Here is a 23,080-nt window from a genome sequence, read left to right on the forward strand (position 1 = left end):
CCGGATGACTATCGGTTGAAAACGCGGTTTTCCTGCTCATTAACCCGAATAAAGGTGGTGCGCTTGGTCAGCTCTTTCAGCCGCTCCGCCCCCACATAAGTGCAGGCAGAACGCAATCCACCCAGGATATCGCGCGCGGTGTCAGCAACCGGGCCACGTAATGGCAGCTTCACCGTTTTACCTTCTGCTGCGCGATATTGCGCGACACCGCCAACGTGACGCTTCATCGCCGATTCGGAACTCATGCCGTAAAACAGCATAAAGCTTTCGCCATTCTCTTCGACCACCTGCCCTTCACACTCATCATGTGCCGCCAGCATGCCACCCAGCATCACGAAGTCGGCACCGCCGCCAAACGCTTTCGCAATATCGCCAGGCACTGAACAGCCGCCATCACTGACAATCTGTCCGCTTAAGCCATGCGCCGCATCGGCACATTCAATGACAGCGGAAAGCTGCGGATAACCCACGCCGGTTTTCACCCGGGTTGTACAGACCGAACCCGGGCCAATGCCGACCTTAACGATATCCGCGCCAGAGAGAATCAGCTCTTCCACCATTTCGCCCGTTACCACGTTACCGGCACAGATGGTTTTAGCCGGGAAGGTTTCACGGGCGCGCTGCAGAAAATCAACAAAATGCTGAGAGTAACCGTTGGCCACGTCGATGCAGATAAACTGCAGATCGTCTGACAGCGCCATAATCGCGACCAGTTTATTGAGATCGGCCTCCGAGGTGCCGGTTGAAACCATCACATGTTTCAATACCGTCGCGGGGATGCGCTGAATAAACGCGCGCCACTCATCTACGCTGTAATGCTTATGGACTGCTGTAAGGATATTGAAGCTGGCCAGCGCCTCAGCCATTGAAAATGTGCCGACGGTATCCATGTTGGCGGCGATAATCGGTACGCCGCTCCAGCTCAGGCCCGAATGTCTGAAGGTAAAGCTGCGTTCCAGCTCAACCTGTGAGCGACTTTGCAGCGTGGAGCGTTTGGGGCGGATTAAGACATCTTTAAAGCCCAGTTTTAAATCTTCTTCAATACGCATAAACAGTGTCCTGGTAAGTGGCAATGAATCGTCGTTCACGAAGTAAGCACAGCTCCAGTGACGTTATGATACGCGCCTCTCGCTGCGCGACAAGACTGCGAATTTCACTTTATTTACGCTACAATCCGTTAAATTTAATTGTGGTTTATCGGTGTGATCTGACGCGCATTTTTGCGTTTTTTATACAGATCATTACCCTGAAGCCCTGTCGAAAAGAGAAGTCAGGTGAGAAACATGCCCTATATCGTCGCGCTTACAGGGGGGATCGGCAGTGGTAAAAGTACGATTGCCCAGGCATTCGCAGCGTCTGGCGTGGAAATTATTGATGCTGACCTGATAGCACGTGAAGTTGTCGAACCCGGCACACCCGCTTTGCAGGCCATTCAGGCGCGCTATGGCTCGTCGATAGTGACTGATGAGGGGAAGCTTGATCGTAGCCGGCTTCGCGACATTATTTTTCAGCAGCCGGAAGAAAAAAGCTGGTTAAACGCGCTGCTGCATCCACTGATTAATGCCCGGACGCGTCAATTGATCGCCGAAGCCACCACACCTTATGTGCTCTGGGTGGTGCCGCTACTGGTGGAAAATCAGTTACAGCACCAGGCTGATCGGGTACTGGTGGTGGATGTTGATGAGGCAACGCAGTTAGCGCGCACCCGGCAGCGTGATCATCTTTCCGTCGCGCAGGCGAAACGCATTCTTGCCGCACAGGCGACGCGCCAGCAGCGCCTCGCCTGTGCCGATGACATTATTGATAACAGTGGCGAGCCCGACGACGCCTTGCCGCAGGTTGCCGAACTCCATCAGCGCTATCTCAGGCTAGCGGCAACGAAACAGGATTAATACCATGAGCACACCCGTTCTGTTTGAACACCCACTGAATGAAAAAATGCGAACCTGGTTACGGGTTGAGTTTTTAATCAATCAGTTAGATGAAATTGTCCCACTGGATAAAACCGTTAATGCGCTGACCTTTTTTCGCCTGATTAGCGAGCTGCTCGACATTTTTGAGCGTGGCGATATGCGTACTGAATTGTTAAAAGAGCTGGAGCGTCAGCAGCAAAAGTTACGTGCATGGGCTGATGTGCCAGGTGTTGATATGACGCTGGTTAATGCCCTGCGCGATAAACTCAAAATTCAGTCGACGCAGTTAATGAATGCCCCACGTATGGGCCAGCAACTCCGCGAGGACCGTCTGATTGCCCTGGTGCGGCAGCGCCTGAGCATCCCTGGTGGATGCTGCAGCTTTGATTTGCCGGGCCTTCACATCTGGCTCCATCTGCCACAGGAAGCACGCGATGCGCAGGTCGAAGCCTGGATGCAGACGCTGGAGCCACTGCATCATGCGCTGGCGATGATACTGGATTTGATCCGCCAGTCCGGCGCGTTTCATGTGCAGACCAGCCTTAATGGTTTTTATCAGGATAATGCCGAAGGCGCCGATCTGTTGCGACTGCAGTTGTCGCTGGAGGATGCGCTCTATCCACAGGTGTCCGGACATAAAAGCCGCTACGCCATTCGTTTTATGCCGCTTGATAATGAGCGTGGTGAAGTTCCGGCCCGCCTTAATTTTCAACTGGCCTGTTGTTAGAGGTAAAAATGCAGCAAGAAGTGATGACCGTTGCCTGTCCGCAGTGCGGCAAAGATGTGATCTGGGATGAACTCAGCCCGTGGCGCCCCTTTTGCAGTAAGCGCTGCCAGCTCATTGATTTAGGTGAGTGGGCCGCAGAAGAGAAACGCATTCCCAGCCGCGACGATATGAACGACAGTGACAACTGGAGTGAAGAAGATCGCTGATAGCCGAACCGGATGGGGCGCGCTGCCCCATCCGCTCAGAGTTCGCCGGCGATCAGACGCGCAATCAGCTGATGATTCGCGGGCGGAAACTCCTCCGCGACCAACGCATGCTGATCAACCCAACGCTGCGGCTGACCCTCTTTGCCCCACGGCTCTCCTTTCCACCCTTCAACCAGAAAGAAATGCAACGTCACGCGCAGATCGTCATAGCTGTGGTCTGCATGACCAATCGGGCGTGCCTCGGTGACCTCAATCCCGGTCTCTTCCTGAAGTTCCCTTATCAATCCCTGTTCGGCGCTTTCGCCCGCTTCAATCTTACCGCCAGGAAACTCCCACTTGTTCGCCATGTAAGAGGTCGCCGCGCGCTGGGCAAGGAAAATTTGTTTACTGGCATTGCGAATGATGCCAACTGCAACCTGCAGGTGCTTCATGGAGACTATCCGGTAGTAATGGGTGAATGAAGCCTGATTTTAGAGCATGCCGTAGCGGATGTTAACCGCTTTAGCTCAGCGGAGTCGCTGTTGCCTGGGTGGCAGAGACCATGAAAAAAGGAGCCAGCGGCTCCTTTTTTATTAGCATTCAGTCTCAGGCGATGCGGCCATGACACTGCTTGTACTTTTTACCGGAACCACATGGGCAGGGATCGTTGCGGCCGACTTTGCGTTCACCACTCTGCTCCGCCACAGGCTCTGCGGCTGCCAGCAGATCCTCTTCAACATGGCTCAGTTGCTGTTGCTGTGCCAGACGTTCAGCTTCTTCGCGACGTTGTTGCTCCATCGCTTCAACTTCTTCTGGCATGCGCACCTGGACTTTGCTCAGTGTACTGATCACTTCATATTTCAGTGATTCAAGCATCGCGGCAAACATGGCGAAGGATTCACGCTTGTACTCCTGCTTCGGATCTTTCTGCGCATAGCCGCGCAGATGGATGCCCTGACGCAGATAGTCCATCGCGGCCAGATGCTCTTTCCACAGCGAATCCAGCGTCTGAAGCATCACGCCTTTTTCGAAGTTGCGCATCATCTCTGCGCCAACGACCTCTTCTTTCTCAGCGTAGCTTTCCATAGCATGGGTCATGATGCGCTCACGCAGCACTTCTTCATGCAGATCGGGCTCTTTATCCAGCCACTCTGCAATCGGCAGGTTCAGATCGAAGTCAGTGCGCAGACGCTCTTCCAGGCCTGGCACATCCCACATCTCCTCCAGCGACTGCGGCGGAATGTAAGTATCGATGGTGACTTTGTAGACGTCGTGGCGAATGCTGTTGATGGTTTCGCTAACGTCAGACACATCCAGCAGCTCGTTACGCTGACTGTAGATGGCGCGACGCTGGTCATTAGCCACATCGTCATATTCCAGCAGCTGCTTACGAATATCGAAGTTACGGCTTTCAACTTTGCGCTGGGCATTGGCAATCGCTTTGGTGACCCACGGATGCTCAATCGCTTCGCCTGGCTTCATGCCCAGTTTACGCATCATATTCGAGACGCGGTCTGAGGCAAAAATACGCATCAGCGCATCTTCCATCGACAGGTAGAAGCGAGAAGAACCGGCGTCACCCTGACGACCTGCACGACCACGCAGCTGGTTGTCGATACGACGCGATTCGTGACGCTCAGTACCAACGATGTGTAAACCACCTGACGCCAGAACCGCATCATGACGAATCTGCCATGCCGCTTTAATCTCTTCGATTTGCGCTTCAGTTGGCTCTTCCAGTTCGGCCACTTCAGCGTGCCAGCTGCCGCCCAGCATAATATCTGTACCACGTCCGGCCATGTTGGTGGCGATAGTGACCGCACCCGGCTGACCGGCCTGCGCAACTATATCCGCTTCGCGGGCGTGGAATTTGGCGTTCAGAACGTTATGTTTGATACCGGCACGGGTCAGTTCGTTAGAGACCACTTCTGATTTCTCAATCGAGATGGTTCCCACCAGCACCGGCTGACCATTGGCGGTGCGCTCACGGATATCTTCGATAATGGCATCGATCTTCTCTTTCTCGGTCATGTAGACCAGGTCAGCCAGATCTTTACGCACCATCGGACGGTTAGTCGGCACGACAATGGTGTCGAGCTTATAAATGGAGCTGAATTCAAATGCTTCGGTATCAGCGGTACCGGTCATACCGGCCAGCTTCTCGTAAATACGGAAGTAGTTCTGGAAGGTGATAGAGGCCAGCGTCTGGTTCTCGTTCTGGATCTCAACGCCTTCTTTCGCTTCAATCGCCTGATGCAGACCATCAGACCAGCGACGACCCTGCATGGTACGGCCGGTGTGTTCATCAACAATCACCACTTCACCATCTTTCACGATGTAATCCACATCGCGGGTAAAGAGTGCGTGCGCACGCAGCGCCGCAGTGACGTGGTGCATCAGCATGATGTTGGTCGGAGAGTAGAGTGACTCGCCCGCTTCCATGATGCCCTCGCTGACCAGCAGCTCTTCCACTTTGACCAGACCGCGCTCAGACATGTGAGCCTGACGCGCTTTTTCATCGACCCAGAAGTCGCCTTCACCCTGATGGGTTTCGGTATCTTCTTTATCCTGGCGCACCAGATGAGGGATGATCTTGTTCACTTTGGTGTAAAGCTCAGAACTGTCTTCTGCCGGACCAGAGATGATCAGCGGCGTACGCGCTTCATCGATCAGGATGGAGTCGACCTCATCCACCAGCGCATAGTGCAGTTTACGCTGTACACGCTCTTCCGGGCTGAAAGCCATGTTGTCGCGCAGGTAGTCGAAGCCATATTCGTTGTTGGTGCCGTAGGTGATGTCTGCTGCGTAAGCTTCACGCTTTGCCACCGCCGGCAGGCCCGACATGTTGATACCAATGGTTAAACCCAGGAACTCAAACAGCGGACGGTTATTTTCCGCATCACGCTGTGCCAGATAGTCGTTGACGGTAACCACGTGAACGCCTTTGCCGGACAGCGCATTCAGGTAGGCTGGCAGCGTTGCGGTCAGCGTTTTACCTTCACCGGTTCGCATCTCAGCAATGCAGCGATCGTTCAGCACCATGCCGCCGATCAGCTGCACGTCGAAGTGACGCATCCCGAACACGCGTTTACTCGCTTCACGCACGGTTGCGAACGCTTCCGGGATCAGGCTTTCCAGCGATTCACCTTTTTTCAGGCGTTCGCGGAACAGGTCAGTTTTCGCTTTCAGTTCATCATCAGAGAGCTTCTCAAAATCGGGCTCCATCTTATTGATGACATCCACCACTTTACGCATACGACGCAGGGTACGATCGTTACTGCTACCAAAAACCTTGGTTAATATTTTGCTTAACATAGTAAATATATTCTCAATTCAGCCGGAGCATTCCGGACTGCGAAATCTTAACAGAGTGAATAAAACCAAAAATATTAGCAGAACAATCGGGCAGGTCCGGCGCGAATGCCATGCACGCTGGCATGCCACTCTACCCATGAACGGGTAACGGCCGTGAAAAGAGGCGGCGTAGAGATCTGCTGCGGTGCAGTGTGCAGCGCAGAATGTGATGTCAGTAAACTATGCAGTGAGTCGATCAGCGCCAGCTTTTGTGCCGCCAGCGGTAATGTCTGTTGCTCCGCCTGCGCCTGGGGCGCCAGCGTGAAAGAGAGATGACGAATAACGGTACGGATGGCGTGCTGATGCCAGTAATCCACGCTGAAGCTCGGGCGTCGGGATGCTTCCTGCAGCCGGATCAGGTGATCAAAGCGTGTGGCATTGCCAAGAAAGAGACTGCTGGCCGGAGATTCAGACGACGCGTTGAGTTCGGAGCTTTGCGCACAGGCTGGCAGGCCAAAGCTGGCCGCTACCATCCCTAACAGGAGATGAGGCCAGAAGTAGCGTCTACCTAATTGTCGCCAGCGCAGAAGAATCCCGATCACAACCTTTCCATCGCGCATGCTCTGTTGCGCTCTTGTTTTCTGGTACCCGCCGCGAGCCGCAACGGATTTCGGCCTGTAAAAGCGCCACAGATAGTATCATTAATGTGGGGCATCCACACCTGGGATTAAAGTGATGGCGAGAGAAAACACGTGTGATTGTTCAGCAAATCAGCAGAACAGACAACGCTTTGCGAGCGAGGTCGCAGTCATCAGGCGTGTGATAAGAGGCAATAAAAAACGGCTGGCGCCGCTGACCGGAGAGGGTGTCAGCATAACCAGCCGTTTCACGTTCCGGGGTAATTAAGCCAGAACCAGATTCGGTGCTTTGAATGCCAGCGGCAGTTCAGCTTCGTCTTCGAAGGTTGCCCATTCCCAGGCTTCCTGCTTAGCCAGAACCGCTTGCAGCAGCTTGTTGTTCAGCGCGTGGCCCGATTTGAACGCAGTGAATGCGCCAATGATGTTGTGACCACACATAAACAAGTCGCCAATCGCGTCCAGCATTTTGTGACGCACAAACTCGTCCTCAAAACGCAGGCCTTCTTCATTCAGTACGCGGAAATCATCCAGACCTATCGCACAATCTAAGCTACCGCCCAGGCACAGGCCTTTAGACTGCAGATATTCGATTTCACGCATAAAGCCAAATGTACGCGCCCGGCTGATTTGACGAACAAAGGCGTCAGCAGAGAAGTTCATCGCATAACGCTGTGAGCTGGAATCGATAGCCGGGTGTTTGAAGTCGATAGTGAAATCAAGCGAGAAGCCGTTAAACGGTTTGATCTCGGCCCATTTGTCACCCTCTTCCACACGCACGGTCTGCTTAACACGCACAAATTTCTTCGCGCTGTTGAGCTGCTCGATGCCCGCATCCATCAGCAGATAGATAAACGGTGCTGCGCTGCCATCCATGATCGGGATTTCTGGCGCATCGACTTCAACAATAATGTTGTCGATACCCAGACCCGCCAGGGCGGCATTGAGGTGTTCAACCGTTGAAATACGCACGCCTTCATCATTCACCAGGCAGGTACTCAGCATGGTGTCGCGCACGTATTTTGCATCAGCCGGAAAATCTACCGGTGGATTCAAGTCGGTGCGACGATAGATGACCCCGGTATTAGCCGACGCAGGGCGTAATGTCAGGGTGACTTTTTTGCCGGTATGTAAACCGACACCAGTCGCCTGAACAATACGTTTTAATGTCCTTTGTTTGATCATCGTATTATCTCGCAATATCACCTGTCCGACCGCCAGTATACTTTACCAGCGGACAGAGACTTTAGCACAAAGAGCGGAGAATCCCAATTATAGGGTTAATCCTAATCGGCCTGCTTACGTAAAAAGGCCGGAATATCAAGATAATCGGGCTCTTTGTTCGACTGCGCAGCCTGGTCGTTAACGACTTTGGCAGCAGGTTTCTGCTCCTGCGGCAGCGGTGACATACCGTGCTGCTGATAGCGATGATCCATCACTGGCTGACTGGCTGGCTTGTTGGTTACCAGGGTGATTTCAGGACGCTTGTCCATGCCGATACCGGTTGCCACCACGGTGACGCGCAGTTCGTCATTCATTTCCGGATCCAGTGAAGTACCGATCACGACGGTCGCGTTGTCAGAGGCGAAGGCGCGGATAGTGTTACCCACGGTCTCGAACTCATCCAGACGCAGGTCGAAGCCCGCCGTAATGTTGACCAGCACGCCACGCGCACCAGAAAGGTCGATATCTTCCAGCAGTGGGCTGGAGATCGCCATTTCAGCCGCTTCTTCCGCACGATCTTCACCGCACGCGACGCCTGAACCCATCATCGCATAGCCCATTTCGGACATGACGGTACGCACGTCAGCAAAGTCGACGTTCATCAGGCCAGGACGGGTAATCAGCTCAGCGATACCCTGAACGGCGCCTTTCAGCACGTCATTAGCTGCACCAAACGCATCCAGCAGAGAGATACCACGGCCCAGCACTTTCAGCAGCTTGTCGTTTGGAATGGTGATCAGTGAATCGACATGCTTAGAGAGTTCGGCGATGCCCTGCTCGGCAAACGCCATGCGCTTTTTGCCTTCGAAGTTGAACGGCTTGGTGACAACCGCCACCGTCAGGATACCCAGCTCCTTAGCCACTTCAGCCACGACAGGCGCTGCACCGGTACCGGTACCGCCGCCCATACCTGCTGCGATGAAGACCATGTCTGCCCCTTCCAGCGCAGAACGCAGTGCTTCGCGATCTTCTTCTGCAGAGTTACGGCCCACTTCCGGGTTCGCACCCGCACCCAGACCTTTGGTAATGTTATTACCGATCTGAATGGTCTGGCCGACAGCTGTTTTACGCAGCGCTTGCGCGTCGGTATTCACAGCAAAGAATTCCACACCTTCGATACGCTCGCGTACCATGTGCTCTACGGCGTTACCGCCGCCGCCACCGACGCCGATGACTTTAATCACCGCGTCGTTGGTTAATTCCATAGGTTCAAACATGATTTCTCTCCGTTATGTGCCTGTCGCCTGGAGATCACTAAAGAAAACAGCATGATCCCCTTTCACAAAAATTAAAACTCTTTTTTTAACCAACTGTTAATACGCTTGAACCAGTTACCTACTGAGACCCGTTTTTCGGTCTCTGCATCACCGTTCATGTGCGACTCTTTGCCGTAATGCAACAGTCCCACGGCAGTGGAGTAGTACGATTCCTGCGCATAGTCAGTCAGGCCGGTAATATTCAGCGGCTGTCCGATACGCACCTGCGTATGGAATACGCGTTGCGCACAGGCCGCCAGTCCTTCGATTTGCGCTGCACCACCGGTCAGGACAATGCCTGCGGCTAAGTGATGCTTCACGCCCTGCTGACGCAGTTGTTCCTGTAACTGCAGAATCTCGTCATTGACCAGATTCAAAAGTTCGGTGTAACGCGGCTCAATCACTTCAGCCAGCGTCTGACGTTGCAGGCTACGTGGTGGACGTCCGCCCACACTCGGCACCTCAACGTTCTCATCTTTGCCGACAATCGAGCCCAGCGCGCAACCATGGCGCACTTTGATCGCCTCAGCATCCGTTGGTGGTGTGCCAAACGCATAGGCGATGTCGCTGGTAACGACGTTGCCTGCATACGGAATAACCTTAGTGTGCCGTAAAGCGCCGCCGGTATATACGGCTATGTCCATTGTACCGCCACCAATATCGACAACACACACGCCCAGCTCACGTTCGTCTTCAGTCAGAACGGCAAAACTGGAGGCGAGACCGGCAAAAATCAGCTGATCCACTTTCAGCCCGCAACGCTCAACGGCTTTAACGATGTTCTTCGCCATATCGTTGTGGCAGGTGATCAGATGCACTTTCGCCTGCATACGCACGCCGGAAAGCCCGACCGGATTTTTAATCCCTTCCTGATAGTCAATGGCGTACTCCTGAGGAATGACGTGCAGGATGCGATGCTCGTCACGTACTCTCACCGATTTGGCGGTATGTACGACGTTCTCTACATCATCCTGAGTCACTTCCTCTTCGGAAATCGGAACCATCCCGATTTCGTTCTGACAACTAATATGTTTGCCCGATAAAGCAAGGTAGACGGAGGAGATCTGGCAATCTGCCATCAGCTCAGCCTGATCGATGGCGCGCTGAACGCATTTCACCACCGACTCAAGGTCGTTTACGCCACCTTTATCCATACCGCGGGAAGGGCAGCTGCCCACCCCAATAATGTTGACCATACCATCGGGCAGAACTTCCCCAACCAGGGCGGCAACCTTCGCAGTGCCGATTTCGAGTCCAACTACCAGTTTTCTGTCCGTTGCCTTGATCATTGTTGTTTAGCCTGTGCCTGGTTCTGTTGCTGATTACTGTCCTGTGGCTCCATCACGATCGGTGTCCAGCCAACAGAAGCGCCAGAGTCGTATCGTAAATCCACGTAGCTGATACGTTTGCTCTCGTTCTGACCTTGCTGTTGCAGCACCGGGTAGAGCTCAATAAAGCGATTCAGTCGTTTCATGGTGTCGCTGCGGCCCAGTTCGATACGAACATCGTCGCTGGTGACCAGCTGCCATGAACGCCGCGCCGTCATCGACGCCACCTTCAGAGTAAACTTCCGGGCTTTCAGCACATCATCCATGCTGTGATAGCCCGCCAGGACCTCTTTCTCACTCCCTTCCGGCCCGTATAACATCGGCATTGTCTCTTTGCCGACATGACTGGCGGGTACGCTGAAGGAGACACCCTCAGCATCCACCATGTGCAAATCGTTCCAGCGCGCCACCGGTGTGTACTCCACAAGGTGGATCTTCAGTTCGTCCGGCCACTGCTTACGTACGCTGACCTGCTTAATCCAGGGCAGCCGCTCAATCTGCTGCTGCAGGATGTCCACGTCCTGAGACATAAACGTACCAGGCGGACCCAGCGACAAAATCGCCTGACGAATATCATCGTGTGTGGTGTAGTGCGTCTGTCCTGTCACCACCAGTTTTGACAATGGCAGCCGGGACGCATCGTTCATCCACTTCAGTACCACCAGCCCGCCAGCAACCATAATCCCGATGACGATCAGCAGAAAAATAATGCCGAACAGTCGGGCACCGTTACTGCGCCCGGTGCGAATACGCTCCTGCGGTTCACGGTTTCGAACTCTCATCGCCGCCTGTGACATATCAGTCGGCCAGCTCCAGAATATGGGCAACCAGCTGCGGGAAGCTCATGCCCGCCTGTTTCGCTGCCATTGGCACCAGACTGTGGCTGGTCATGCCCGGTGAGGTATTGGCTTCCAGTAACTGAAAGCGCCCTTCCCCGTCGGTCATCACATCAACCCGTCCCCAGCCGCGACATCCCAGCGCACGCCAGGCCGCCAGTACCAGCTGTTGTAATTCCGCTTCACGTTCAGCGCTTAAATCGGCCGGACAGACGTACTGAGTATCGTCAGAAATGTATTTAGCTTCATAGTCATAGAACTCGCTGGCGCTCTTTATTTCAATCGAGGGCAGAATACGATCGCCCACAATCGCGACGGTATACTCCGCGCCGCTAAGAAACGCCTCGACCAGCACGTCATTGTCATGCTTAAACGCCATGTCCAGTGCCGCCGGCAGCGCGCTCAGATCGTTAACCCGACTGATGCCCACGCTGGAGCCTTCACAGGCTGGCTTGACGAACAACGGCAGGCCAAGTGCCGCAATTGCCGCGTTGTTTTCTGCGTCCAGACCGGCATCAAACTGCTGACGCGTCAGCCAGACAAACTTTCCTGACGGTAAACCACGTCCCTGCCACAGCAGCTTGGTGCGCAGCTTATCCATAGTCACGGCCGATGCCATCACGCCGCTGCCGGTGTACGGCAGTTGCAGGAACTCCAGCACCGCCTGCAGCGTGCCATCTTCTCCGCCCCGGCCATGCAGTGCGATAAAGGCTTTGGTAAAGCCCTGCTCTTTCAGCGTCAGCACAGAGACATCACGGGTATCGATGCCATGCGCATTAATGCCCATTTCCCGTAATCCGGCGAGCACGGCCTGACCTGAGTTCAGCGAAACCTCGCGCTCTGCCGAGGTGCCACCCATTAATACTGCAACTTTATCCGCCATGACGATCCTCCGCTTTGCGTTCCGGCTGTAGCTTAGTGTCAGCCAGCTTGCGGGCAACCTTGCCGACGTTACCGGCTCCCTGCACCAGAATCAGGTCATTGCCTGACAGTAGCGGTGCCAGCATCTCTGGCAGCGCGTCATGTTCCGGCACCAGAATCGGATCCACCTTGCCGCGATTACGAATCGCACGGCACAGCGAACGGCTGTCAGCACCCGGAATAGCGGTTTCACCGGCAGAGTAAACATCCAGCATCAGCAACACATCCACATGCGACAGTACGTTGGCGAAATCATCAAACAGATCGCGGGTACGGCTGTAACGGTGCGGCTGAAACACCATCACCAGTTTTTTATCCGGCCAGCCTGCACGCGCGGCTTTAATTGTCGCGTCCACTTCGGTGGGATGATGACCGTAATCATCAACCAGCATCGCGGTGCCCGGCTGTCCGTTGACCGGCTCTGTCGGGAATTCACCCAGCAGATCAAAGCGACGGCCCGTGCCCTGGAAACTCTCCAGCGCAGCCAGGATAGCATTGTCTTCAATGCCCTCTTCACTGGCGACGGCGACGGCGGCTGCCGCATTCAGGGCGTTGTGGCGACCCGGCGCGTTCAGCGTAATCTGCAGCGGTGCTTTATCCTGACGGATCAAGGTGAAATGCCCCTGCGCGCCACTCTGTTCATAATTTTCAATGCGCAGGTCAGCATCATCACTGAAACCGTACGTGGTGATATGGCGTCCCACGCGTGGGATCAGGTCACGAATAACCGCATCATCCACACACATCACCGCACGACCGTAAAACGGCAGGTTGTGCAGGAAGTTAATAAACGTCTGCTTCAGGTTCTCAAAATCGCCCTGATAAGTGTCCATATGATCAGCTTCGATGTTGGTCACAATCGCCACCATCGGCTGCAGATGCAGGAACGACGCATCACTCTCATCCGCTTCAGCAATCAGATACCGGCTGTGACCCAGACGGGCATGGGTGCCTGCTGCTTTGACCAGTCCACCGTTAACAAAAGTCGGATCGAGACCCGCTTCCGCATAAATACTCGACACCATCGCCGTGGTGGTCGTTTTGCCATGGGTACCCGCAACGGCGATGCCGTGACGAAAACGCATCAGCTCAGCCAGCATCTCCGCGCGACGGATCACCGGGATACGCTGTTCACGTGCCGCCACCAGTTCGGGGTTATCCTGCGAAACGGCGCTAGAAACCACCACGACGCTGGCATCGGTCACGTTTTCGGGGCGATGGTTAAAATAAATGGTGGCACCCAGCGCAATCAGGTTCTGCGTCACCGGGTTAGGGGCCAGATCTGAACCGCTGATATGGTAGCCTTCATTTGCTAACACTTCGGCAATACCGCCCATGCCAGCACCGCCGATGCCGACAAAGTGGATGTGCCGGACGCGACGCATCTCGGGCACGATAGAACGCAGTTTTGCCAATTGTTGTGTATTCATCGCTCTCAGTTACCTGCTATTTCAGTTTGTACCCAGTCCGGGTACAGGTCAGACACGCTGACCGGAATGATTACTTTGCGGCGCGAGCCACTTCCTGAGCGACCCGTTCAGTCGCATCGGGGATCGCCACCTGACGGGCCTGCTCAGCCATCGTCAGCAGTGTTGCGCGATCCCAGTGGCGTAGCTGATCCGCTACAGCCTCCGCAGTAAATTGCGGCTGCTCAAAAATTCTGGCGGCGCCCGCTTTCTCCAGCGGCAGCGCGTTCCAGTACTGCTGGCGATCTTTGTGCTGAAATGGCACGAAAATCGCCGGTAAGCCAGCGGCAGCGACTTCGCTCACGGTTAACGCGCCGGAGCGGCACACCACCACATCAGCCCAGGCGTAGGCGGCAGCCATGTCATCAATAAACTCGCTCACCTTGTGCTGCGTCTGCCCGACCTGCTGATAAGCTTTCTCTGTTTCGGGCAACGACCCTTTACCGGTCTGATGCCACAGGGTGATCTCATCACCCACCAGCGCGGCAACCTGCGGCAGCGTCTGGTTCAGTATCCGCGCACCCTGACTGCCACCGATCACCAGCACCCGTATCGGGCCATGACGATTCGCCAGACGTTGCGCGGGTAAAGGCAGTGCCAGTACATCAGTGCGAACCGGATTTCCCACCACATCGGCGGCGGGAAACGCGCCCGGAAACGCCTGCAATACTTTCGTAGCGATTTTCGCCAGCCATTTATTGGTCAGCCCGGCAATACCGTTCTGCTCATGCAGCACCACCGGAATACCGCAGCTCCAGGCCGCTAAGCCGCCAGGACCGGAAACGTAGCCACCCATGCCCAGCACAACATCCGGCTGCCAGGCTTTCATGATGCGACGGGCCTGACGCCATGCATTAAAGATGCGCAGCGGTGCCAGCAGCAACGCCTTCATGCCTTTACCACGTAATCCGCTGATGCGGATGAAGTCGATGTCGATGCCGTGCTTTGGCACCAGATCGGCTTCCATACGGTCGGCAGTGCCTAACCAGCGGACCTGCCAGCCCTGTTCCATCAGATGATGGGCGACAGCCAGACCGGGAAAGACATGTCCGCCGGTTCCGCCTGCCATCACCATCAATCGCTTACCGCTCATCGACCACCTCGGGTAAACGCCTGCGCTTTCGCCAGGCGCGTTTCATAATCTATGCGTAATAAAAAGACGATGGCAGTCGACATAATGATCAGACTTGACCCACCGTAACTGATCAGCGGTAAGGTCAGACCTTTGGTCGGTAACATACCGGCTGCCGCACCGACGTTAACCAGCGCCTGGAAGCTAAACCAGACTCCGATTGAACAGGCTAAAAAGCCGGAAAAACGCTGATCCAGTTCCAGAGCACGACGGCCAATCGACATCGCACGAAAAGCGACGAAGAATACCATTAAAAGTGCCATTACCACACCGACGTAGCCGAGTTCTTCCCCGATGATGGCGAAAATAAAGTCGGTATGCGCTTCGGGCAGATATTCCAGCTTTTGCACGGAGTTACCGAGCCCCTGGCCCCAGAATTCCCCACGACCAAATGCCATCAGTGACTGGGTCAGCTGGTAGCCGCTACCAAAGGGATCTTCCCACGGGTTCCAGAACGAAGTCACACGGCGCATACGGTAGGGTTCTGCAATGATCAGCAGGATCACCGCAAAGATGCCGGAACCGATGATTGCCAGAAACTGCCACAATTTGGCCCCCGCCAGGAACAGCATCGCCAGGGTCGTCACAAACAGCACAACCACCGTACCGAGATCCGGCTGCGCCAGCAGTAACACGGCCAGCACCACCATCACGCCCATCGGCTTACAGAAGCCCCAGAAGTTGTTACGCACCTCTTCCACTTTGCGCACCAGATAACTGGCGAGATAGCAGAACAGAGAGAGCTTCGACAGCTCTGCAGGCTGAATACGCAGCGGACCCAGCGCGATCCAGCGCGATGCACCGTTAACCGAGCTACCGACTACCAGAACAATCAGCAGCATCGCGACCGTGACCATCAGCATCACGTTGCTGTAGCGCTGCCAGAAATCCATCGGCACCCGCAGCGTGACCAGCGCCATACATACAGCCAGCACGATGTAGAAGGCATCGCGCTTGGCAAAATAAAAGAGATCGTCATTCAGACGCTGACCCACCGGCATTGAAGCCGACGTCACCATCACGAAACCAATCACCGCCAGGCCCAGCGTCAGCCATAGCAGTGTGCGGTCATAGAGCACCAGCGAAGAGTCATCACTTTCGCGTGCGCCCATGACCCAGTCTTTCAGGCGTCCTGAGAAATATCCCGCCAGTCCGGCGCCAGGAATACGCATCAGCTCAGCTCCTTCGCCAGTTGCGCGAACTGCTCACCGCGCTGCTCAAAGTTACGGAACTGGTCAAGGCTGGCGCAGGCTGGCGACAGCAGAACCATATCGCCTGCTTTAACCTGCGGCGCAATCTGCTCCATCGCCTGGCGCATGGTCTCAGTGCGCACGGCGATCTCCGGACGCAGCGCCGCCAGCGCATCGCCATCGCGACCAAAGCAGTAAAGGCGCACATTGTCGCCCTGCAGCCAGGGGATCAGCGGCGTAAAGTCGGCCGACTTGCCATCACCGCCCATCAGCAGCCACAGCGTTCCCTTCACCTGCAGGCCATTCAGCGCTGCTTCGGTGCTGCCGACGTTGGTGGCTTTGGAGTCATTGATCCAGCGCACGCCCTGATGCTCATGAACCAGCTGGAAGCGATGCGCCAGACCGTTAAAGTGCGTTAAGGCGGCCAGACTGGAGGCGCGTGGCAGACCCACCGCATCGGCCAGCGCCAGCGCAGCCAGCGCATTGGTGTAGTTGTGCTGTCCCACCATCTTCATTTCAGCCGTGTTCAGGACCTTCTCGCCTTTCACCCGCAGCCAGATACTGCCCTGCTGCTTGTTAAGGTGGTAGTCCCCGAAATCGACACCAAAGCTGACGCAGCGGGTGTCCGCGCCGCGTACCGGCATCGTCAGGGCATCATCGGCGTTAACGATGCAGACCTGTGCATTCTCATAGACCCGCAGCTTAGCAGCGCGATACTGCTGCATACCCAGCGGATAGCGATCCATATGATCTTCGCTGACGTTAAGTATGGTTGCCGCCGCGGCTTTCAGACTGTGCGTGGTCTCCAGTTGGAAACTGGAGAGTTCCAGTACATAGAGTTGCGCCGGTGACTGCAGCAGACTCAGCGCGGGCAGACCAATATTGCCGCCGACGCCCACCTGCCAGCCTGCGGCTTTCGCCATTTCACCCACCAGCGTAGTCACCGTGCTTTTACCGTTGGAGCCGGTGATCGCCACGATCGGCGCCTGCGCCTCGCGGCAAAAGAGCTCAATGTCACCGACAATTTCAATGCCGGCTTCGACGGCTTCGCTGAGAATCGGATGCGCCAGCGCGACACCAGGGCTGGCAACAATCAGATCGGCCGCCAGCAGCCAGTCGCCGTTGATGCCGCCCAGATGGCGTTCAACCTGCCCGGGCAATTTATCCAGCCCCGGCGGCGAGACACGGGTGTCCATCACGCGAGGCGTTACGCCCTGCGCTAAAAAGAAATCAACACAGGAGAGCCCGGTGAGGCCCAGCCCGATGATGACGACTTTTCTACCCCGATAGTCAGCCATGATTAACGCACCTTCAGCGTGGCCAGGCCAATCAGCACCAGCATTAGCGAAATAATCCAGAAGCGCACAATGACGCGCGGTTCCGGCCAGCCCTTAAGTTCATAGTGGTGATGGATCGGCGCCATGCGGAAAATACGCTGGCCGCGCAACTTAAACGATCCCACCTGTAGGATCACCGACAGCGTTTCAACCACAAACACGCCACCCATGATCACCAGTAAAAATTCCTGACGCAGCAACACCGCAATGGTGCCCAGCGCGCCGCCCAGTGCCAGCGAACCCACGTCGCCCATAAAGACCTGAGCCGGATAGGTGTTGAACCACAGGAAGCCCAGCCCTGCCCCGACAATGGCGGTACAGACAATCACCAGCTCACCGGCGTGACGCAGATAGGGAATATGCAGATATTCAGCAAACTTCACGTTACCGGTGGCCCAGGCAACCAGCGCAAAGCCCGCGGCGACAAAGACGGTTGGCATAATCGCCAGCCCATCCAGGCCATCGGTCAGATTGACCGCATTACCCGTTCCGACAATCACAAAGTAAGCCAGCAGCACATAAAACAGACCTAGCTGCGGCATGATGTCTTTGAAAAAGGGCACGACCAGTTGGGTCGCGGGGGTATCTTTACCCGCCGCATAGAGCCCGAACGCGACGCCCAGCGAAATCACCGACATCCAGAAATATTTCCAGCGGGCGATCAGGCCTTTGGTGTCTTTGCGTACCACTTTGCGGTAGTCATCGACAAAGCCGATGATGCCAAAGCCGATTAACACGAACAGCACGCACCAGACATAGGGATTCGACGGATATGCCCACATCAGCACCGAAATGGTGATGGAGGTCAGAATCATGATGCCGCCCATGGTCGGCGTGCCGCGCTTACTGAAATGCGATTCCGGGCCATCGTTACGGACGACCTGGCCAATCTGTAATTTCTGCAGCCAGGCGATCAGGCGCGGCCCCATCCAGAGAGAGATGAATAACGCGGTCAGCAGGCTGACAATGGCGCGAAACGTCAGATAGGAAAAGACGTTAAATCCCGAATAAAAAGCGACCAGATGCTCGGCCAGCCAAACTAACATGTTCCTTTCTCCTTTAAGCTCTGTACTACCTGCTCCATGGCGGCACTACGTGAACCTTTTATCAGGACGGTAATTTCTGAGTGTTCGGACAACAATTGACGCAAACGTTCAGTCAGCGCAGTCTTATCGCTGAAATGTTCGCCAACTTCACTGCTTTCACTGATGAAATGGCTGAATTTTCCGGTGCTCAGCACGCGATCAATGCCTGCGTCACGTGCCGCTTGCCCCACTTCGCGGTGACAACTTTCGGTCTCTTCACCCAGTTCCGCCATATCACCCGTGACCAGCACCCGGTAACCCGGCATCTCTGACAGGACCTGAACAGCTGCTGTCATCGAACCGACGTTAGCGTTGTAGCTGTCATCCAGCAGCAGCTGATGCGCAGAGAGGCGAACCGGGAACAAACGACCTGGCACCGACTGCAGGTTTTTCAGCCCCTGCTGAACGGCGCTAAGCGGTGCATCCACTGACAGAGCCAGTGCCGCCGCCGCCAGGGCGTTGGCGATGTTATGCCGACCCGGCAATGGCAGCACGATCTCAGCTTCGCCACGCGGCGTTATCATCACAAAATGGGTACCATCCTGAGCAATGCGGATATCACGGGCGGAGAATTCACACTCTGCCGCCTGCGGTGAGAAACGCCACACGGTTTTATCCTGCAGCGTGCTCTGCCAGTTGGGCCAGTCATTGCTCTCTGCGTTCAGAATCGCAATGCCGTGAGCCGGTAAGCCCTGGAAAATCTCGCCCTTGGCCTTAGCGACACCGGCCAGCGAACCAAAGCCTTCCAGATGCGCCGCGGCCAGGTTATTCACCAGCGCGCTTTCCGGTTGAACCAGTCCGGTGGTGTAGGCGATTTCGCCCTGATGATTCGCACCGAGTTCGATGACCGCATACTGATGTTCTGCGGTCAGTCGCAACAGCGTCATCGGTACGCCATAATCGTTGTTGAGATTGCCTGCGGTGTAGAGCGTTTCGCCACACTCACGCAGAATCGCCGCCGTCATCTCTTTAACCGAGGTTTTGCCGGAGGAGCCGGTCAGCGCCACTACACGGGCGTTCGACTGCTGACGAACCCATGCGCCCAGCCTGCCAAAGGCGAGACGGGTATCTTCAACCACCACCTGTGGCACAGCGACAGGTAAATGCTTACTTACCAGTAGCGCCTGTGCGCCATTCGCAATGGCATCGCCGGCGAAGTCGTGCGCATCAAAGCGTTCGCCCACCAGCGCAACAAACAGGCTGCCCGCCGTGACTTTGCGGGTATCGGTGGTCACGTCACTCAGCGTTAAATCGCTGCCGTGCAGCGTGCCGCCGGTGATCTCTGCCAGGGTTTTTAATGAAACCGGAATCATGCAACGCCTCCCAGCAGTGCCGCAACGGTGGCACGATCGGAGTAGTCGAGACGGCGATTGCCGATGATCTGATAATCTTCATGGCCTTTGCCAGCCACCAGCACGATATCGTCGGGCTGCGCCTGCATAATAGTGTTAGTGACCGCCTGCGCACGACCAGAGACCACGCGGGCGCGGCCTGGGTCCAGCAAACCGGTCAGAATATCTTTTACAATCGCCTGCGGATCTTCGCTGCGCGGATTGTCATCCGTAATCACCACCACATCCGCATATTGCTCAGCAATCGCGCCCATTAACGGGCGTTTGCCTTTGTCACGGTCACCGCCGCAGCCAAACAGGCACCAGAGTTTTCCTTTGCAGTGCAGACGTGCCGCTTCCAGCGCTTTTTCCAGCGCATCCGGGGTGTGGGCATAATCCACGACAACCGTCGGTTTTCCTGCGGCGCTGAACACTTCCATACGCCCGTTGACCGGCTGCAACTGCGGTGCAACGCTGATTAGCGTCGCCAGCGGATAATCCAGTGACAGCAGCGTCGCCAGCGCCAGCATCAGATTGCTGACGTTGAAGGCACCCATCAGCGGACTGTCGATTTCGCCGTTGCCCCAGCTGGAGCTGAAACGAATATGTGCGCCGTTATCGTGGTAATCCACCGCATCGGCTTTAAGCCAGCGCCCGTGGCAGCCCGGCTGGAGGTTATCCTCCATGGTGACCGCAACGGCATCAGGTAAGCGCGCCAGCCAGCGACGACCGACTTCGTCATCCGCGTTAAGAATCGCCTGCCCGACCTGATGCTCAGAAAAGAGCAGCCATTTAGCTGACTCATAGCTCTGCATATCACCGTGGTAATCGAGGTGATCGCGGCTGAGATTGGTGAAGACCGCTGCGGCAAACGGCAGCGCAGCGACGCGATGCTGAACCAGTCCGTGTGACGAGACTTCCATTGCGGTCAGGGTCGCCCCTTTTTCAGCCAGATCGTGCAGCAGATGCTGAACATCAACCGCTGAACCCGTGGTATTTTCTGCCGCCGCTAAGTGACCTACCAGCCCATTTCCGACGGTGCCCATCACCGCGCTGGTCTCACCCAGTAGCGTCGCCCACTGCGCCAGCAACTGGGTGGTGGTGGTTTTACCGTTGGTGCCGGTGACGCCAATCAGCTTCTGTTTTTCGCCCGGCTGCTGATAAAAACGGCCTGCCAGGGCCGAAAGGCGCTGATGCAGCTGCGCCAGATAGATAACCGGTACGCCGTGCATTTCACGGATTTCGCCGTCGACCGCTTCACCCTCAGCTTCCGCCACCACAGCGGCAACGCCCTGCGCAATTGCCTGCGGAATGAAACGGCGTCCATCAACCTGATGGCCTGCAACAGCGACAAACAGATCGCCAGAAGCCGCAATGCGGCTATCCAGGGTCATGTCACGCAGTGGGCGCGCCGGCGCGCCTGGCACCCAGGGGCCGAGTAAATCGCGCAGGTTACGATCTGTCACTTGATTCCTCACTTCTGTTAGTCACCAGCTCATTCTTGTCATTGGTCGGTAACGCGTCCGGCTCGATGTTCATGGTACGCAGTACGCCACCCATGATGGCTCCAAATACCGGTGCAGAGACCGCACCGCCGTAATACTTGCCGGCCTGGGGATCGTTAATCACCACCACCAGCGCGAATCGGGGATGACTGGCAGGCGCGACGCCTGCGGTGTAGGCAATGTATTTATTGACGTAGCGTCCGTCCGGCCCGACCTTTTTCGCCGTACCGGTTTTTATCGCAATGCGATAACCCTTGATTGCCGCTTTGACGCCACCACCACCGGGCAGCGCCACGCTTTCCATCATGTGCATCACGGTTTTCACCAGTGACTCATCGAAAACGCGTTGTCCCGCGACGGGCGGATCCACTTTGGTGATCGACAGCGGGCGATTAATGCCATAGCTGCCAATCGTTGCGTAGACTCGCGCTAACTGTAACGGCGTTACCATTAGCCCGTAGCCGAAAGAGAAGGTGGCCCTCTCTATGTCAGACCACCGTTGTTTTTTAGGGTATAAGCCACTGCTTTCCCCGACCAGCCCCAAATTGGTCGGTTTGCCCAGTCCAAAGCGCGCGTAAGTTTCTACCAGCGCTGAGGAAGGCATCGCTAACGCCAGACGTGAAACACCGACGTTACTCGACTTCTGTAAAACCCCTGTCAGGGTCAATTCGTTGTAGCGCGCCACATCTTTGATCTCATGACCATTGACGCGGTACGGCACGGTATTCAGGACACTGTTCTCTCTCACCACACCACGCTGCAGCGCCGTCATCACCACCATCGGCTTCACGGTAGAGCCAGGTTCGAAAATGTCGGTGATGGCGCGGTTACGCATCAGATCTTTTGGCGTGTTGCCGAGATTGTTCGGGTTGTAAGCCGGGCTGTTGGCCATCGCCAGCACTTCACCGGTATTGACATCCACCAGCACCGCCGTACCCGATTCCGCTTTGTTAAAGGCAACGGCGTTATTCAGTTCACGGTAAACCAGCGCCTGTAATCGCTCATCGATGCTCAGCGTCAGGTTATGAGCGGCCCGGCTGTCCACCGAAGAGATATCCTCGATGACCCGACCATACCGATCTTTGCGCACCGTCCGCTCGCCGGGTGCACCGGTCAGCCACTTATCAAAGCTCTTCTCGATGCCTTCAATGCCCTGCCCGTCGATGTTAGTAAAGCCAATGAGATGGGAGGTGACCTGCCCGGCAGGATAGTAACGGCGCGACTCTTCGCGCAGATGAATACCGGGAAGTTTGAGTTTTTTAACGTAGTCACCGATAGCCGGATTGACCTGGCGCGCCAGATAGACAAAGCGGCCTTTGGGATTGGCATTCACGCGGGCGGCCAGCTGATCAAGGGGAATAGAGAGCGCATCGGAAAGCGCCTTCCAGCGGCTGTCCAGCGTCACGCCGCCACCGGCGTGCAGCTCTTTGGGATCGGCCCAGATAGCGTTGACCGGCACGCTGACTGCCAGCGGGCGTCCGGCGCGATCGCTGATCATACCGCGTGAGGTGGGCACCGCCTGAACACGCAGCGAGCGCAGATCGCCCTCTTTTACCAGCTTGCCAGGATTAATCACCTGCAGCCAGGCCACACGTGACAACAATCCACCCAGCGCCAGTAAAATACAGCCGCACAGCAACGCAAAACGCCAGCTTACAAAGCTGGCTTTATCTTCCGGTTTCTTCAATTTCAGCGTTCTGCCTGTGCCGCTCATT

20 protein-coding genes are annotated in these 23,080 nt (G+C 55.8%); 3 read left to right on the top strand and 17 right to left on the bottom strand.

Annotated elements, in window-relative coordinates; all coding sequences use genetic code 11:
- Positions 1-8 precede the first annotated feature (8 nt).
- Positions 9-1,049 (bottom strand): GMP reductase, encoded by a 1,041-nt coding sequence (locus tag NR195_RS16580; protein ID WP_033780586.1) that lies wholly within the window; start codon positions 1,047-1,049, stop codon positions 9-11.
- A gap of 234 nt (positions 1,050-1,283) precedes the next feature.
- On the opposite strand from NR195_RS16580, the gene coaE reads away from it, so the two are divergent.
- Genes coaE through yacG form a run of 3 tightly spaced genes read left to right on the top strand, consistent with a single transcriptional unit; the run spans position 1,284 to position 2,846 of the window.
- Entirely contained in the window at positions 1,284-1,892 is a 609-nt protein-coding gene (gene coaE / locus NR195_RS16585; RefSeq protein ID WP_172608967.1) for a dephospho-CoA kinase, read from the top strand.
- Between the two features lie 4 nt (positions 1,893-1,896).
- On the top strand, positions 1,897-2,640 hold the full coding sequence (gene zapD, locus NR195_RS16590) for a cell division protein ZapD (protein ID WP_187500502.1): 744 nt from the start codon (positions 1,897-1,899) through the stop codon (positions 2,638-2,640).
- An 8-nt stretch (positions 2,641-2,648) separates the two neighbouring features.
- Positions 2,649-2,846: a DNA gyrase inhibitor YacG gene (gene yacG / locus NR195_RS16595; protein WP_010253903.1), complete on the top strand. Its 198-nt coding sequence runs from the start codon at positions 2,649-2,651 to the stop codon at positions 2,844-2,846.
- 35 nt (positions 2,847-2,881) lie between these two features.
- On the opposite strand, the gene mutT is transcribed toward yacG, so the two are convergent.
- From mutT to NR195_RS16675, 16 genes are all read right to left on the bottom strand, one after another.
- Positions 2,882-3,277, bottom strand: a complete 396-nt coding sequence (gene mutT, locus NR195_RS16600) for an 8-oxo-dGTP diphosphatase MutT (protein WP_010253900.1) — start codon at positions 3,275-3,277, stop codon at positions 2,882-2,884.
- Positions 3,278-3,431: 154 nt separating this feature from the next.
- A complete protein-coding gene (gene secA / locus NR195_RS16605; RefSeq protein WP_033787378.1) occupies positions 3,432-6,140 on the bottom strand; it encodes a preprotein translocase subunit SecA in 2,709 nt (902 codons plus the stop codon).
- Between the two features lie 74 nt (positions 6,141-6,214).
- A complete protein-coding gene (secM, locus tag NR195_RS16610) occupies positions 6,215-6,721 on the bottom strand; it encodes a secA translation cis-regulator SecM (protein ID WP_323054595.1) in 507 nt (168 codons plus the stop codon).
- Positions 6,722-7,021: 300 nt separating this feature from the next.
- Positions 7,022-7,939 (bottom strand): UDP-3-O-acyl-N-acetylglucosamine deacetylase, encoded by a 918-nt coding sequence (gene lpxC, locus NR195_RS16615; RefSeq protein WP_010253894.1) that lies wholly within the window; start codon positions 7,937-7,939, stop codon positions 7,022-7,024.
- Positions 7,940-8,040: 101 nt separating this feature from the next.
- Positions 8,041-9,195: a cell division protein FtsZ gene (gene ftsZ, locus NR195_RS16620; RefSeq protein ID WP_010253892.1), complete on the bottom strand. Its 1,155-nt coding sequence runs from the start codon at positions 9,193-9,195 to the stop codon at positions 8,041-8,043.
- 71 nt (positions 9,196-9,266) lie between these two features.
- Positions 9,267-10,523 carry a cell division protein FtsA gene (gene ftsA / locus NR195_RS16625; protein WP_010253890.1) on the bottom strand — a complete coding sequence of 419 codons (1,257 nt, stop codon included), beginning with the start codon at positions 10,521-10,523 and terminating at the stop codon, positions 9,267-9,269.
- A complete protein-coding gene (ftsQ, locus tag NR195_RS16630) occupies positions 10,520-11,359 on the bottom strand; it encodes a cell division protein FtsQ (RefSeq protein WP_010253887.1) in 840 nt (279 codons plus the stop codon). Before ftsQ ends, ftsA begins: the two co-directional genes overlap by 4 nt.
- Position 11,360: 1 nt before the next feature.
- Positions 11,361-12,281 (bottom strand): D-alanine--D-alanine ligase, encoded by a 921-nt coding sequence (locus NR195_RS16635; protein WP_256844729.1) that lies wholly within the window; start codon positions 12,279-12,281, stop codon positions 11,361-11,363.
- Complete coding sequence (murC, locus tag NR195_RS16640; protein ID WP_010253883.1) at positions 12,271-13,749, bottom strand: UDP-N-acetylmuramate--L-alanine ligase; 1,479 nt, start codon at positions 13,747-13,749, stop codon at positions 12,271-12,273. Before murC ends, NR195_RS16635 begins: the two co-directional genes overlap by 11 nt.
- Before the next feature lie 70 nt (positions 13,750-13,819).
- Positions 13,820-14,878 carry an undecaprenyldiphospho-muramoylpentapeptide beta-N-acetylglucosaminyltransferase gene (murG, locus tag NR195_RS16645; RefSeq protein ID WP_022625408.1) on the bottom strand — a complete coding sequence of 353 codons (1,059 nt, stop codon included), beginning with the start codon at positions 14,876-14,878 and terminating at the stop codon, positions 13,820-13,822.
- Entirely contained in the window at positions 14,875-16,089 is a 1,215-nt protein-coding gene (ftsW, locus tag NR195_RS16650) for a cell division protein FtsW (protein ID WP_010253879.1), read from the bottom strand. The genes murG and ftsW overlap by 4 nt, the downstream gene beginning before the upstream one ends.
- Positions 16,089-17,405 (bottom strand): UDP-N-acetylmuramoyl-L-alanine--D-glutamate ligase, encoded by a 1,317-nt coding sequence (murD, locus tag NR195_RS16655; protein ID WP_010253876.1) that lies wholly within the window; start codon positions 17,403-17,405, stop codon positions 16,089-16,091. The genes ftsW and murD overlap by 1 nt, the downstream gene beginning before the upstream one ends.
- A gap of 2 nt (positions 17,406-17,407) precedes the next feature.
- A complete protein-coding gene (gene mraY, locus NR195_RS16660; RefSeq protein ID WP_003854755.1) occupies positions 17,408-18,490 on the bottom strand; it encodes a phospho-N-acetylmuramoyl-pentapeptide-transferase in 1,083 nt (360 codons plus the stop codon).
- Positions 18,484-19,842: a UDP-N-acetylmuramoyl-tripeptide--D-alanyl-D-alanine ligase gene (murF, locus tag NR195_RS16665; protein ID WP_033787382.1), complete on the bottom strand. Its 1,359-nt coding sequence runs from the start codon at positions 19,840-19,842 to the stop codon at positions 18,484-18,486. The genes mraY and murF overlap by 7 nt, the downstream gene beginning before the upstream one ends.
- Positions 19,839-21,326: a UDP-N-acetylmuramoyl-L-alanyl-D-glutamate--2,6-diaminopimelate ligase gene (gene murE, locus NR195_RS16670; RefSeq protein WP_010671822.1), complete on the bottom strand. Its 1,488-nt coding sequence runs from the start codon at positions 21,324-21,326 to the stop codon at positions 19,839-19,841. Before murE ends, murF begins: the two co-directional genes overlap by 4 nt.
- A complete protein-coding gene (locus NR195_RS16675; RefSeq protein WP_010671821.1) occupies positions 21,313-23,079 on the bottom strand; it encodes a peptidoglycan glycosyltransferase FtsI in 1,767 nt (588 codons plus the stop codon). The genes murE and NR195_RS16675 overlap by 14 nt, the downstream gene beginning before the upstream one ends.
- Position 23,080 lies beyond the last annotated feature (1 nt).

It is taken from the genome of Pantoea sp. Ft-CA_14 (assembly GCF_024520875.1).
Classification (GTDB): Bacteria; Pseudomonadota; Gammaproteobacteria; order Enterobacterales; family Enterobacteriaceae; genus Pantoea; species Pantoea agglomerans.

Excerpts from the sequence above, each read along its gene's own strand:
- NR195_RS16580 (WP_033780586.1), bottom strand. The coding sequence starts at position 1,049 with ATGCGTATTGAAGAAGATTTAAAACTGGGCTTTAAAGATGTCTTAATC.
- coaE (WP_172608967.1), top strand. The coding sequence starts at position 1,284 with ATGCCCTATATCGTCGCGCTTACAGGGGGGATCGGCAGTGGTAAAAGT.
- zapD (WP_187500502.1), top strand. The coding sequence starts at position 1,897 with ATGAGCACACCCGTTCTGTTTGAACACCCACTGAATGAAAAAATGCGA.
- yacG (WP_010253903.1), top strand. The coding sequence starts at position 2,649 with ATGCAGCAAGAAGTGATGACCGTTGCCTGTCCGCAGTGCGGCAAAGAT.
- mutT (WP_010253900.1), bottom strand. The coding sequence starts at position 3,277 with ATGAAGCACCTGCAGGTTGCAGTTGGCATCATTCGCAATGCCAGTAAA.
- secA (WP_033787378.1), bottom strand. The coding sequence starts at position 6,140 with ATGTTAAGCAAAATATTAACCAAGGTTTTTGGTAGCAGTAACGATCGT.
- lpxC (WP_010253894.1), bottom strand. The coding sequence starts at position 7,939 with ATGATCAAACAAAGGACATTAAAACGTATTGTTCAGGCGACTGGTGTC.
- ftsZ (WP_010253892.1), bottom strand. The coding sequence starts at position 9,195 with ATGTTTGAACCTATGGAATTAACCAACGACGCGGTGATTAAAGTCATC.
- ftsA (WP_010253890.1), bottom strand. The coding sequence starts at position 10,523 with ATGATCAAGGCAACGGACAGAAAACTGGTAGTTGGACTCGAAATCGGC.
- ftsQ (WP_010253887.1), bottom strand. The coding sequence starts at position 11,359 with ATGTCACAGGCGGCGATGAGAGTTCGAAACCGTGAACCGCAGGAGCGT.
- NR195_RS16635 (WP_256844729.1), bottom strand. The coding sequence starts at position 12,281 with ATGGCGGATAAAGTTGCAGTATTAATGGGTGGCACCTCGGCAGAGCGC.
- murC (WP_010253883.1), bottom strand. The coding sequence starts at position 13,749 with ATGAATACACAACAATTGGCAAAACTGCGTTCTATCGTGCCCGAGATG.
- murG (WP_022625408.1), bottom strand. The coding sequence starts at position 14,878 with ATGAGCGGTAAGCGATTGATGGTGATGGCAGGCGGAACCGGCGGACAT.
- ftsW (WP_010253879.1), bottom strand. The coding sequence starts at position 16,089 with ATGCGTATTCCTGGCGCCGGACTGGCGGGATATTTCTCAGGACGCCTG.
- murD (WP_010253876.1), bottom strand. The coding sequence starts at position 17,405 with ATGGCTGACTATCGGGGTAGAAAAGTCGTCATCATCGGGCTGGGCCTC.
- mraY (WP_003854755.1), bottom strand. The coding sequence starts at position 18,490 with ATGTTAGTTTGGCTGGCCGAGCATCTGGTCGCTTTTTATTCGGGATTT.
- murF (WP_033787382.1), bottom strand. The coding sequence starts at position 19,842 with ATGATTCCGGTTTCATTAAAAACCCTGGCAGAGATCACCGGCGGCACG.
- NR195_RS16675 (WP_010671821.1), bottom strand. The coding sequence starts at position 23,079 with ATGAGCGGCACAGGCAGAACGCTGAAATTGAAGAAACCGGAAGATAAA.